Annotated in this window: 12 protein-coding genes and 1 pseudogene; 4 read left to right on the forward strand and 9 right to left on the reverse strand. The window is 60.9% G+C overall.

What is annotated here, in order from left to right; genetic code table 11:
• Positions 1-29: 29 nt before the first annotated feature.
• Positions 30-863, reverse strand: a complete 834-nt coding sequence (locus tag DSD31_RS22135; RefSeq protein ID WP_048024231.1) for a GNAT family N-acetyltransferase — start codon at positions 861-863, stop codon at positions 30-32.
• Positions 864-895: 32 nt separating this feature from the next.
• Between DSD31_RS22135 and DSD31_RS22140 the strand changes: the two genes are divergently transcribed.
• Positions 896-1429, forward strand: coding sequence for a GNAT family N-acetyltransferase (locus DSD31_RS22140; protein ID WP_004857601.1), 534 nt, complete (start codon positions 896-898; stop codon positions 1427-1429).
• A gap of 79 nt (positions 1430-1508) precedes the next feature.
• On the forward strand, positions 1509-2372 hold the full coding sequence (locus DSD31_RS22145) for a MurR/RpiR family transcriptional regulator (protein WP_004857599.1): 864 nt from the start codon (positions 1509-1511) through the stop codon (positions 2370-2372).
• Here DSD31_RS22145 and DSD31_RS22150 read toward each other — a convergent pair.
• The 5 genes from DSD31_RS22150 to DSD31_RS22170 form a co-directional block, all read right to left on the reverse strand.
• A complete protein-coding gene (locus DSD31_RS22150; RefSeq protein WP_048024227.1) occupies positions 2369-2968 on the reverse strand; it encodes a 2-dehydro-3-deoxy-6-phosphogalactonate aldolase in 600 nt (199 codons plus the stop codon). The two genes, DSD31_RS22145 and DSD31_RS22150, sit on opposite strands and share 4 nt — an antisense overlap.
• Positions 2955-3827: a 2-dehydro-3-deoxygalactonokinase gene (locus DSD31_RS22155; RefSeq protein ID WP_100663317.1), complete on the reverse strand. Its 873-nt coding sequence runs from the start codon at positions 3825-3827 to the stop codon at positions 2955-2957. Before DSD31_RS22155 ends, DSD31_RS22150 begins: the two co-directional genes overlap by 14 nt.
• A gap of 10 nt (positions 3828-3837) precedes the next feature.
• Positions 3838-5325: a sodium:solute symporter family protein gene (locus DSD31_RS22160; RefSeq protein WP_004857593.1), complete on the reverse strand. Its 1488-nt coding sequence runs from the start codon at positions 5323-5325 to the stop codon at positions 3838-3840.
• A 174-nt stretch (positions 5326-5499) separates the two neighbouring features.
• Positions 5500-5892 (reverse strand): RidA family protein, encoded by a 393-nt coding sequence (locus DSD31_RS22165; protein ID WP_004857591.1) that lies wholly within the window; start codon positions 5890-5892, stop codon positions 5500-5502.
• A gap of 10 nt (positions 5893-5902) precedes the next feature.
• Positions 5903-7342: an N-acyl-D-amino-acid deacylase family protein gene (locus tag DSD31_RS22170; RefSeq protein ID WP_113991309.1), complete on the reverse strand. Its 1440-nt coding sequence runs from the start codon at positions 7340-7342 to the stop codon at positions 5903-5905.
• On the opposite strand from DSD31_RS22170, the pseudogene DSD31_RS26250 reads away from it, so the two are divergent.
• A pseudogene (locus tag DSD31_RS26250) lies at positions 7320-7465 on the forward strand (hypothetical protein). The gene DSD31_RS22170 and the pseudogene DSD31_RS26250 sit on opposite strands and share 23 nt — an antisense overlap.
• A 79-nt stretch (positions 7466-7544) precedes the next feature.
• Positions 7545-8765, forward strand: coding sequence for an amino acid deaminase (locus tag DSD31_RS22175; protein WP_015585202.1), 1221 nt, complete (start codon positions 7545-7547; stop codon positions 8763-8765).
• 140 nt (positions 8766-8905) lie between these two features.
• Here DSD31_RS22175 and DSD31_RS22180 read toward each other — a convergent pair whose 3' ends face one another.
• Genes DSD31_RS22180 through DSD31_RS22190 form a run of 3 tightly spaced genes read right to left on the reverse strand, consistent with a single transcriptional unit; the run spans position 8906 to position 13149 of the window.
• Complete coding sequence (locus tag DSD31_RS22180) at positions 8906-9916, reverse strand: Ldh family oxidoreductase (RefSeq protein ID WP_103073093.1); 1011 nt, start codon at positions 9914-9916, stop codon at positions 8906-8908.
• A gap of 11 nt (positions 9917-9927) precedes the next feature.
• Positions 9928-11529, reverse strand: coding sequence for an APC family permease (locus DSD31_RS22185; RefSeq protein WP_004857583.1), 1602 nt, complete (start codon positions 11527-11529; stop codon positions 9928-9930).
• A gap of 15 nt (positions 11530-11544) precedes the next feature.
• Entirely contained in the window at positions 11545-13149 is a 1605-nt protein-coding gene (locus tag DSD31_RS22190; RefSeq protein WP_113991310.1) for an aldehyde dehydrogenase (NADP(+)), read from the reverse strand.
• Positions 13150-13159: the final 10 nt, after the last annotated feature.

Here is a 13159-nt window from a genome sequence, read left to right on the forward strand (position 1 = left end):
ACCTGAACCGGGGCGCCTTCACGCATTCGCTAGCATTCGGCAGGCGGTAACCCGCTGAACTCCACGCACATCTCATACTGCTTCAGCGCCAGGGTCGCATACCCTGCCGCGCTAAACAGCGGCGTAAATGATTCGGGAATGATCACCGAAGTACTCAGGCCGGGGAACTGGCGGGCCAGCGCCCTCAGCATCTCATGCGCCAGCCCGCGGCCGCGAACGGAGGGCTCAACCCACAAAAACTGTAGCTGCGGCGTGGAGGTTAAGGTTGCCAGCACGGCAAAAGCCTGCTGGTTCAGAGTGAGCGCCCGGCATGGCAGCGTGGCGAAGGTCAACGGATCCATCAGCCACGGCAGACGACCGTTGATCTCCGCTCCGGCTCTGCGCAACAGAGGGAGCACATCCCCCTCTTCCAGCACCGCCGCGGTATCCTCCGCCCGGGTACTGACAAATCCGCATAGCCCATGATGTACAACAAAGCCTAAAGACTGGTACAGCGCCACCGCCGCATAGTTTTCGCGGATCACCTCCAGCCACATTCGCCGCACGCCCTGCTTCCGCAGCGAGGCCATGAGCGGCGTCATCAGCCGACGGCCCATGCCTTTGCCGCGCCAGGCCGGACGCACCGCAAAAGCCGCCAGTCTCGCCTCATCGCCGCGCCGGGCCACGATGGCGATTGCCGCCGGCGTCCCGCCATCCAGCCAGACGCAGGAGTCGAGCAGGCTCAGTCCCTCGGAACCGAAGCGCTGAACGAACACCGCCACCGGCAGTGAAACCGGCACCAGGTAATCTTCAAAACAGTCGCTGAGGATCGTGCTTAACTGCTCGCTGCTAAAACCGGTAGCTGGGACGGCTATCAATGCCATGCATTTCTCCCGAAAATTGCTATGCTGAAGCGATGAAAAATAACACTATAACCGCCGCAACGACTTTTCGCCTGACTCAGGAGAACGACATTCCTCTCCTGCCCGCGATTGAGCGCTCGGCGGCCCAGTCTTTTCGCCAGATTCCGGCGCTGGCCTGGCTGGCGGAAAGCGAAGTCATAAGCCCCGAGCGCCACCGCCTGTTTCTTGAAACTGACCATAGCCTGCTGGCCGTGGCCGATAAACGACCGATAGGCTTCCTGCTGACCGAACCGCTGGACGATGCCCTGTTTATCGTCGAGATCGCCGTTCATCAGGCGTGGCAGGGGCGAGGCATTGGCCGCATGATGCTGGAGCAGGTCATTGAGAGCGCCCGGCAGGCGGCGTATCCGGCGGTCACCCTCACCACCTTTCGCGACGTGCCGTGGAATGCGCCGTTTTATACTCGCCTGGGGTTTTCAATGCTGAGCGAGCTAAGGCTGCCGGCGGGACTGGCGGCAAAAAGGGCGCTGGAAACGGAACACGGTCTGCCGCCGGAAACGCGCTGCGCCATGCGCCTGACGCTGTAAGTCGTCTCCGGCCAGGGCTGTGTTTATGGGGTGAATATGGTACAAAGTATCATGCTAATTTTACCGTCTGGTACTCCCTATGGCCTACTCGATCGATATCATTTCCTGCATCACCGATCGCTTTCTCGAGCTGACCGTCACCGAAAAGCGCATCGCCCAGTTTATCCTCGATGATGTCGCCGCGGCGGCAGAGTTACCCATCGCCGAAATCGCCCGTTTGACCAACACCAGCCAGGCTTCGGTGACCCGTTTCGCCCGGGCGTTGGGGTGCAAAGATGTCCGTGAGCTGAAGATGAAGCTCGCGCAGTCTCTGGCTGTCGGTCAGCGCTTTATTCTCGATGTGCCGGATCTCGAAGGCGTGCAGGGCATTTACGAATCCATCATCGGCGTGCTGGAAACCAACCGCCGGGCGCTGGATATTGAGGCGCTGAAGCGCGCCGTCTCCTGGCTGAGCGACGCGCGGCAAATTCTGGCCATCGGCATGGGCGGCGGTTCAACCATCTGCGCCCAGGAGATCCAGTACCGCCTGTTCCGCCTCGGCCTGCCGGTCGTCAGTCAGAACGACGGCCTGCTGGTACGGATGATGAGCTCCGCCGTGACGCCAAAAGACGTGGTGATCGTCCTGTCGCTCGGAGGATATACCAAAGAGATGATTGAAAGCGCGGCTATCGCCAGGCAGTACGGCGCGAAAGTGATTGCGATTACGCCAGCGGGAACGCCGCTGGCCGATCAGGCGGACCTCGTCTTACCGCTGCTGGTACGCGAAAACGACTATATCTTCAAACCCAGCACGTCCCGTTATGCCATGCTGGCGATGGTGGATGTGCTGGCCACCGAACTGGCGATGGCCAACAAACCGCAGGCGAAAGATCGGCTGCGCCGTATCAAGCTGGCGCTCGACAGCCACCGCGGCGGCGTCGACCGTCAGCCGCTGGGTGATTAAACCAGGCTTGCAGCGATAAAGCGTCTGGCCTGCTCCCGGGTCTGTTCCGGCGGCTGCCCGGGGCGATAGAGATCGCTGCCTAATCCCGCCCCCGAACAGCCGGCCTGCACCCAGGTCGCCAGGTTTTCCGGCGTCACGCCGCCAACCGCCAGCACCGGTACGTCAGGCGGCAGCACCGCCTTAAGAGCACGAATATAGTCCGGGCCAAAGCTGGATGAAGGGAAAATCTTCAGCCACTGTGCCCCGGCCTCCAGCGCGCTAAAGGCCTCTGTCGCGGTGGCGCAGCCGGCACAAACCAGCATCCCCTGCTCGACCGCCCGGCGAATCACCGCCGGCTGCGTATTGGGCGTCACGATCAGCTTCGCCCCGACCTGCGCCAGGATATCAACCTGCCCGACGTTAAGCACCGTCCCTGCGCCAATCACCGCCCGGGCGCCGAACTGCGCCACCATCTGCGGAATACTGCGCTGCCACTCCGGCGAGTTGAGCGGGATTTCGATATAGCGAAAGCCGGCGTCAATCAGCATCTCAATATGCTCCGCCGCCTCTTGCGGACCAATGCCGCGCAAAATCGCGACCAGTTTAAACGTGTTCATGGATAATCCTCGCGATGCCGCGCAGAAATGCCTCATCCCCGCGACAGCTGTTGACCGTCACTCCGTGGGCCGCCATCGCCCGACGATAGCGTTCATTTAGCGCCGGTTCCCCCACCAGCGTGATGTGCGTCGCGCGGTAGCGTTCGCGGAGCGCCGCCACCTCCGCGCCAATCAGGAGACCTGAGAGATAGTCGCTGACCGATGTCGGCGACAGCGCGCCCAGTATCCGCGCGGCACGGGCGCCGAACAGGTCAACCACCAGCGACGGCGCCTCCCTCCCCTTTTCCAGCCCAAGGGTAAATGCCGCCTCATCCGCCTGCTGGTCGGGAAGCTGTTTACCGATCAGCGACTGGCTAAGCAGCAGATGATGCAGCTCTCCGGTCATCGCGGTGGCGAAGTGGCGCACCACGCCCTGTTCAACCTGCACCCATTTACAGTGCGTACCCGGCATCACGTAGCACGTCGCCGGCGCTATCTGCGATGCGCCAAGCAGCTGCGTCTCCTCCCCGCGCATCACGTTGTAATCCCCGCGCTGTTCTACCTTAAGGCCGGGAACAATCCACACGCCGTCAGCAACGGCAAACAGCTGACGCCCCGGTTCATCAATCGCCGCCGGGCAGGCCAGGTAGGGCACCGCCTGCCAGCCCGCATCGCTACCGATCATTCCGGCCATGACTACCGGTAGCTCCGCGGCTGCGCGCCACGGCGTCAGATACCGGTGGAAAACCTCCGCCGGCGATTGTCCGTTGAGCCGCGAGACCCCGAGAGGAAGCTGCATTGTCTCCACGCATTTTCCGTCGCGAATCAGCCAGCCGCGCAGCTGTGTCGAGCCCCAGTCGACGGCAATATAGCTCTTCATTACGCCTCCCTTAGCTCTGCGACGGATGGCGTTTGCCAATCGGCAGCGGCGGTGCCGCCGGACGGCTTTCACGTTCGCGGGTGATCATCTCCAGCGCCTCTTCCCGGCTCATGCTGCTGGCCGGCGTGATCAACGTCACCACCACCGACGCGACCAGGCTGGTGAGTACCGACGGGATACACGGATTGCCCCAGAAGGCCAGCCAGTCGCTGTTCATCAGCACTGCCACCGATGCCCCAGCCCCACCAGCCAGAGCGGCTACCGCCCCCTGCCAGTTAAAGCGCGTCCAGAAACGGCCGAGCATGGTGCAGATGAACATGCCGGACATGATCATCGAGATCATTTTGGTGATGTAGCTGATGATGTCGTTAGAGGTCAGCGCAAACACCAGCGCCAGGGCAATAACCAGCACGAGGAACATTCGCGACAGACGAATCGCTTTCTCCGGCGCGGGCATATGGCCGGTCACAAGGGTATAGAGGTCGCGCAGCATAATAGACACCGCGGCAATCGCATCAGAGCTGCCGGAGGACATATTGGCCGACATCCCGGCAATCAGGATCGCCATCGCCAGCACCGGCGGCAGCACCTGAGTGGCAAACAGGAAGGCAAAGCCGCTGTTTTCGAGGTTCGCATTCATGGTCCACACCGCCATGCCGATAATCGCCGGCAGGAAGGAGAAACCGAGGTATAGCAGTCCGGTGATGGTGAAGGACTGGCGCACGGAGGAGACGGTTTTCGCCGAGTAGATACGCTGACGATAGGACGGCGTCGCCAGGACGCCCACGCCAATGACGATCGCCAGCGAGAGCGCGGGCAGCACCCCGAGTTTATCGACGGCAAACAGGCTCTGTGCTGCCGGGTCGACGGCCTGCTGAATATGGCTCCAGCCGCCCACGTGCTGGACGGCAAAAATCGCCATCAGAATAAAACCCACGAACAGCACAATCGATTGAACCGTATCGATCCAGACGACCGCGGAATAGCCGCCAATACCGACATAAACCACAAATGCCAGCGCGATAATGACTTTGGCGACATTAATATCAATACCGCTGGCCCATGCCAGATAGAGCCCGCCACCTAATATATGCGCGCCAAGCCAGCCAATTGAGGCAATAAAAATAAGGATCGCTACCAGGTTTTTAATAATTTTACTGCCACCGGTATAATAGGACATCTCTTCGCTCATAGTCATAAAGCGAAATTTACGTACCGGCGCAAATAACCACGCGACCAGTAAAATGCCCACCGCGCCGCCGAGGCCATACAGCATCCCCGCCCAGCCGTTGCTGTAGCCAAAGCCCACGGCACCCACGCTCGAACCGGTGCCGACCATGGTGCCCACCGTCGAACCCAGCGTCAGAAACATCGGCAGAGAGCGGCCGCCCAGTAGAAAATCATCACCGTTTTTTTGCTTGCGAGAAACATACCAACCTAAAGTAATCATGGCGCAGGCATAAACAGAAAACCAAATCAGGAATGACATATTATTCATTGCTCACATCCAGGCGTAATAAATAATATTCGTACCGCTGAATATTATGAGTTAATCGTAACGATGCCAGAAAAAAGGCAAAGCAACCCTGCTCGCGCCGATTGATGGAGTCAATTTGGCACGATTGTCACATTTTTATGGGTCACTCCCCACCCGGCGGTGGGGAATTCTTATTTACACGCGAGCGACGTTATAGCAGGTCACATCCACTTCGACTTTACAATCCACCACCAGATCGGCAACGCAACAAATGCGTGCGGGGGGATTCTCAGCAAAGAACTCGCGGAACACTTTATTGAATGACTGGAAATAGCGTGAGTCGGTCAGAATCACTTTCACATGCACCACATCCGCCAGGCTGTAGCCTGCTTCGGTCATGATATCGACGCAGTTCTGAATCGCCAGCCGCGACTGCTCAACAATGCCGCCTTCTACCACTTCTCCGTTTTTCATCGGTGTCTGGCCGGAGACATACAGCCAGCCCCCGGCTTCAACCGCCCGCGCGAAGGGCAGATGCTGCCCGCCGGTTCCGGTCCCGCCTTCAACGCCATAACGTTTGATACTCATATTCCGCTCCTTAGTCCATCTGGCGACGCAGGAAACGCCCTGCCCGCCCGGTAATTTTTTTATCGCTGCCGTAGCTCATGATGCCGTTCACCATCACCGCTTCGATCCCTTCCGCGGGCTGTTTCGGGTCGGAGAAGCTGGCCACATCACGCACCGTCAGCGGATCGAACAGCACCAGATCGGCAAAATAACCGACTTTCACCAGCCCGCGCTGCGCGAGCCGGAAGCGCGCTGCCGACAGGCCGGTCATTTTGTGAATCGCCGTGGTCAGCGGAAACAGCTGCTCATCACGGCTGTAATGGCCAAGCACCCGGGGAAAAGCGCCCCATAAACGCGGATGCGGCATCGGGTCGTTGGGCAACCCATCGGAGCCGATCATCGTGACGGGATAACGCATCACCCGCCGGACATCCTGCTCATCCATGTTGTAGTAGATAGCCCCGGCAGGCATCAGCTGCGCCGCCGCCTCATGCAGGCTCATCTGCCACGCATCGGCAATCTGCTTAAGCGTTTTTCCCGCCTGTTCCGGCCGGGATTCCGACCAGGTGATCACAATATCGAACTCATCGGCGACCTGTTTCATATCCAGCGTTGAGGAGCTGGCGGAATACGGGTAGCAGTCGCAGGCAATCTCCTGGCGCTGGCGCATCTCATCGAAGAAGGCCAGCGTCTCCCGCGTGCGTCCCCAGTTCTTTGCCCCGGCGCATTTATGATGTGAAACCACCACCGGGACGTTGCCGTGACGCCCGATGCGGAACGCTTCGTCGAGAGCATCCAGAATAGGTTCAAATTCAGAACGCAGATGGGTCGTATAAATGCCCTTCTCCGCCGCCAGCTCTTCCGCCAGCGCCATCACCTCTTCGGTGGTGGACTGGAAAGCGCTGGCATAGGCCAACCCGGTGCTCAGGCCAAGCGCTCCCTGGCGTAACGCATCGCGCAGCTGGACGCGCATCCCGGCAATCTCGCTCTCCGTTGCCGGACGGAGCAGATCGTCCATATGGTTATTGCGCAGCGCGGTATGACCAATCAGCGTCCCGACGTTGAGCGACGGCCGGGCCGCTTCCACAGCGTGCGCGTATGCTTCAACGGTGGGATAGATAAACTGCGCCTGTTCACCCAGCAGGTTCATCGGATCAGGAACGTCGCCGCGCATTGTCGCCATCGCCGCGCTGATCCCGCAATTCCCGACAATAACCGTCGTCACGCCCTGGCTCAGTTTTGGCAGATACTCCGGAATACGAATGACGTTGATATCGTCATGGGTATGCACATCAATAAACCCCGGCGCCAGCACGCGCCCCTCGCCGTCAATCTCGCGGTCAGCCGCCACATTCAGCGCCGGCGCGATGTCGACAATACGATCGCCCTTCACCGCCACGTCGCCGCGATACTGCGGTCCGCCGCTTCCATCAATCACCGTGACGTTCTTGAAAAGCCAGTCAACCTTCATTTGCAATTACTCCCTTTCGACTATGCCGACAAGCTAACCATTTACAAGGTGAAAAAACAGTGGAAAACTACGCAAAACCCAGATCGTTTTGTGATACTTTTATTCACAACGGATAATATTTAAGTATTAAAACGATTAATATCAATAAGTTATATATGATACCCATCTGAAACCCGTACCTGAACCTTGAAAGGATAGTGTTATGAAATACCACTCCGATACGCTTGTCCCGCATAAATCCGCCGTCATGGCCTGCCCGGCCAACCTGCTGGCTGAAGAGGTCTGCCTGCCCGCGGCGCTGGTGAAAAAAACAGCGCTGGAAAATAACATTGCCTGGATGCAGCGCTATGCCGATACCCGCGGCGTCTCGCTGGCGCCGCACGGGAAAACGACGATGACGCCATGGATTTTTCAGGCCCAGCAGCGGGCGGGAGCATGGGGTATCGGGGTGGGAAGCGCCTGGCAGGCCAGCGCAGCGATGGCCAGCGGAATTGAGCGCGTCTTAATGGTCAATCAGCTGGTCGGTCAGGCCAACATGCAGGTGGTTTCACAACTGAAGGCCCATTACCGGGCGGTGGATTTTCTCTGCTGCGTGGATAGCCTGGCGAATGCCCGCACTCTGTCGGCGTTCTTCAGCGCGCGCCAGCAAACGCTGGATGTTCTCATTGAGCTGGGCGTTCCCGGCGGGCGCTGCGGCTGCCGGAGCGTGGACGCGGCGCTGGCGCTGGCCCAGGAGGTCGCCACGCTACCGGGCCTGACGCTTCGCGGGCTGGAACTGTACGAAGGGGTGCTGCACGGCGACGATCCGCAGCCGCAGGTTGAAGCGCTGCTGCGTCAGGCCGCCGGGCTCGCCTGCCAGATGGCGCCGCTGGTTGAGGGTGAGTTTATTCTGACCGGCGCGGGGACCGTCTGGTATGACGTGGTGTGCAACGTGTGGCTGGCCGCACAGAAGCCGGATCGCTGCCGGGTGGTGATCCGACCGGGCTGTTACATCACTCATGATATGGGGATCTATGAGATTGCCCGGCAGGAGCTGATCGCCCGCGATCCGATCGCCTGCGATCTCGGCGGCGACCTGACCTCTGCGCTGGAGCTAATGGCGATGGTGCAGTCGGTCCCGGAGGCGGATCGCGCGGTGGTCAATTTCGGCAAACGCGACTGCGCCTTCGATGCCGGACTCCCACAGCCTGTCGCCCACTATCGCCACGGCAAAGCATTACCGCTGCAGGCCGACGAGATAGTCAGCGTCGGGATTATGGATCAGCACTGCATGCTGCGCCTGGCGCCGGGCTGCGATGTGCAGGTCGGCGATATTGTGCTGTTTGGCACCTCTCATCCGTGTCTGACCTTCGATAAGTGGAAAACCCTGCTGCTGGTGGATGACGAGTACAACGTGCTCGAGGAGCTGGACACCTTGTTCTGATGACGTTTACGGTTAGCGGCTGACGTCTTATTCGGTTGCCAGAAACCACCGCTCTCTGTCGCCCCGGTAAGCACAACGCCACCGGGGAAACCGCCGCTCTCCTGTCGCCCAAGGCCCCGATAACTCCGCGGGCGGTTCAACTACTCGCTCAACGCGGAAATCTCATCAAACAACGAACGGCTAATGGTGACGCCCTGGCATTCACTCTCCTGGCGGCAGAGATAGCGCCGTTCGCCCGGGAGTCTCGCCCCTTGCGCCTGCATGCTGTTAAACAGCGTCTCCGCGCGAGCCAGATGTGCATCAGCCTCCGCACCGAGGAACCGCTGCGGATCCAGCGCCAGAATCAGCTCGCCGCCGTAGGGTAGCCCGCCCGCGCCACCGTCCCACGCCAGCGATTCCGCGCTGGTCATGTCGCCAATCAGCGGCCCGGCAAGCAGCTCGACCATCGCCGCCAGCGCCGATCCTTTATAGCCACCAAAGGTCAGCATCGCCCCGGCCAGCACAGCTCCGGCGTCCGTAGTCGGCTGGCCCTGACGATCAATCCCCCATCCTTCCGGTAACGCTTTCCCGGCACGTTGATGCAGTTGAATCTCGCCGCGCGCCGCCACGCTGGTGGCCATATCAAAAATAAACGGCGGCTTATCCCCCCGCGGCCAGCCAAAGGCGACAGGATTGGTGCCAAACAGCGGCAGGCTGCCGCCCGCAGGCGCCACCCATGCATGGCCCGGCGTGCAGGCCAGCCCGACCAGGCCGGCATCCGTCAACGGTTCGATATCGGCAAACAGCGCCGAAAAATGCACGCAGCGGTTGATGGCCAGCGCGGCGATACCGCTGCGGCGCGCCTTCTCCACCAGCAGCGGCAGCGCGCGCTCAAACGCCAGCAGCGAAAACGCGCCGCCGGCATCGACGCGCACAATCCCCGGCGCCCGATCGTCAATCTGCGGTTCGGCATCCGGGGAGACTTTACCTTTACGCAGGGTGTCCACGATCCCCAGTAGCCGCCACAGGCCGTGGGAAGCGCAGCCATCGCGCTCCCCACCGGTGACGTTGCGCGCTACCGCCGCCGCGTGATCCTCGCTGAATCCATTAGCGCTCAGCGCCCGCATCGCCAGCGTATAAGCTTCGGGTAACGACAGGGTTACCGTTTCCATGACCTTCTCCTCTACTCTTCTTCGTCTCCGCTAAAATTAGCCTGGGGGAGACAGCTGCGCGCGCCCCAGTAATAAATTCCCAGCGACATCACCGCTACCAGCACCGTATCCCAGGGGTGAGCTATCTCATTAGTACCACCAAAACTGCCCAACCAGGAAAAGAGCATGATCAGCGCATAGAAGACGATCAGCCACAGCGAGGATTTCACCTGTTGCGCCAGGCTGACGGTATGTACCGGCACTTTGCCTTTGCACAGGATGTAGACCACAAACATGACGATTTGCAGCCCCAGCAGCCAGGAGAGCGTGGTCCAGCCGGACCAGTAGACGATCAGCGCGGAGATCATAAACGACACCGGTCCAATAATCGCGAACGCCCGCACGCGGAAGGGACGCGGCAGATCCGGCGCGTTACGGCGCAGCCCTGCGGCGGTCACCGGCGCGATCGCATAGCTCAACACCAGCGCGGCCGAGACCACGCTGATCAGCTGCTCCCAGGAGGGGAACGGCAGCGTCCAGAAGATGGACAGACCGAAGGTCAACCACAGGGCCGGACGCGGAATGCCGGACTCTTTATCAATGTGGGTAAAGGCTTTAAAAAAGGTTCCGGCTTTCGCCCAGCCGTAGATAACGCGCGGCGTGGCGTTCATGTAAATATTGCCGGTGCCGCTCGGGGAGATGATCGCGTCGCTAATCACCATAAAGGCCAGCCAGCCCATACCGAGAGTGATAGCGATATCGCGATACGGCAGCGAGAACTGTTTACTCACTTCCGCCCAGCCGCCGCTTAGCATTTCCGTCGGAATGCTGCCGAGAAACGCCAGCTGCAGCAGCACATAGATAATGGTCGATAGCACCACCGACAGAATCAGCGCCACCGGGATCGTGCGCTGCGGATGCTGAACCTCGCTGGCAACGGAAATAATCGGCGTCAGCCCCAGATAGGCAAAGATAATCCCGCCGGCGCTGATCGCCGCTTCCACCCCGGACATCCCAAACGGCGCAATCCCCTGAGTATGCAGGTTTTCCGGCTTAAAGAAGGTGAACAGGGTAATCACTACCAGCAGCGGCACCAGAAACTTCAGCACGCTGATAAAGTTATTCGAGCGGGCAAAGGTTTTGACGCTGTAGTAGTTAAGCGCAAAGAAAAAGCACAGCAGCAGGAACTGCACCACCCAGCCCAGCAGAGTCGGCGAGCTGGATCCCGGCTGGGTCAGCGCCGGGAACCAGGCGGCGGCATACTGACGGGCGGCGACAATTTCGATAGAAATCAGGCTTGAGAAGGCAATCAGCGTAATAAAGCCGAGCAGATACCCCATCAGCTCACCGTGCGAAAAGACCGGATAACGGATAATCCCCCCTGCGCGCGGCAGCGCCGCCCCCAGTTCGCAGTAAACGATGCCCAGCAGCAAAACCGCAAAGCCGCCGATCACCCAGGAGGCGATCCCGGCGGGCCCGGCAATCGACGCGACGTGGCTGGCGGCAAAGAGCCAGCCGGAACCAAAAATCGCCCCCAGGCCAATAAACGTCAGATCGGTTAAGGTCAGCTGCTTTTTAAACTTACCCGACTCAGCAACGCGGGTTTGACTGTTATGCGTAGTGTGAATAGTCATCGTGATGCCCTTCCGTCAACATGAGGGGGAAATCGCTTCCCGGGTCCACTGGCCGTTCACCAGGCGCAGCAGGTTTAAAGGGTTAGCATCCTGCAAGGCCGGCGGCAGCAACGCGGCAGGGGCGTTCTGCAGACAAACCGGCCGCAGAAAACGTTCGATCGCCCGGGTCCCAACCGATGTGCCGCGCGCGTCGGTGGTGGCCGGCCAGGGGCCGCCGTGCACCATCGCATCGCACACTTCCACGCCGGTGGGATAGCCGTTGAACAGCACCCGTCCGGCTTTATCGCTGAGCAGCGGCAGCAGACGCGCCGCCAGGGGACGATCGTCCGTATCGGCATGCAGCGTCGCCGTCAGCTGTCCCTGCAGCGTACTGACCAGCGCCATCATCTGCGTCTCGTCCGCCACTTCCACCAGTACCGACAGCGGGCCAAACACCTCGGTTTGCAGCACGCTATCCGGCGCCATGAACGCCTCCGCCGTCGCCAGGTACAACAACGCCTGCGCCCGCGGGCCGCCGGCCGCTTCACCGCTGGCCAGCCGCTGCACACCCGGACAGGCGTCGAGCGTCTCGACACCGGCGCGATAGTGTTGCAGGGTCGGCGCATTGAGCAGAACCTGAGCGGGCGCGGCCTGAACCTGTTCACATAACGCGGCAGTAAAGCGCGTCAGCCCTTCGCCCTTGAGCGCCAGAATCAACCCTGGGCGAGTACAAAATTGCCCGCCGCCGAGGGTAAACGACGCCACCAGATCTTTGGCCAGCGACGCCGCGCGCGCGGCGAGCGCCTGGGGCAGAATAATCAGCGGATTAATCGCCGACATTTCCGCAAACAGCGGGATTGGCTGCGGGCGCTGCTGCGCCAGCTGGAGTAGTGCTTTCCCCCCCGTCAGCGAGCCGGTGAATCCCACCGCCTGAATCGCCGGATGGCGCACCAGTTCGGCCCCGATATCGGTACCAAAAATCATGTTGAACACCCCGCCGGGCAAGGCGCATTTCTCCACCGCCCGCACAATGGCCTGCGCCGTCTGCTCTGCGGTTGCCATATGTCCGGGATGAGCCTTAACCACCACCGGGCAACCGGCCGCCAGCGCCGAGGCGGTATCGCCGCCGGCGGTAGAAAAGGCCAACGGAAAGTTGCTGGCGCCGAATACCGCAACCGGGCCAAGCGCCACCTGATACTGGCGCAGATCCGCTCGCGGTAAGGGTTGACGCGCCGGCAGCGCCGTATCAATGCGCGCCCCCAGAACATCGCCGCGGCGTAACAGACCGGCAAACATCCGCAGCTGACCGCTGGTGCGTGCCCGCTCGCCCTGTAAACGCGCCAGCGGCAGCGCGGTCTCAGCATGGGCAATGGCAAAAAAGCTCTCGCCCAGCCCGTCCAGTTCATCGGCAATGGTCTCCAGAAAGCGCGCGCGCGTCTCTGGCGAGGTTCCGGAATAGGCGGCAAAAGCCTGCGCCGCCGCCTGCGCCGCCAGTGCGGCCTCCTCCCGGGAGGCCGGATAAAAACGGTGGCCGGTGGCCTCGCCGTCCGCAGCCTTCAGGCTGAGGAGCGTGGCTTCGCCGCTGGCGACGCGGCGCCCGGCGATAAACTGCCGACCCGCCGTCATTTCTGTTTCGCTCATCGTCGCTCCC

It is taken from the genome of Klebsiella sp. X13, assembly GCF_003323835.1.
Lineage (GTDB): Bacteria > Pseudomonadota > Gammaproteobacteria > Enterobacterales > Enterobacteriaceae > Klebsiella > Klebsiella ornithinolytica.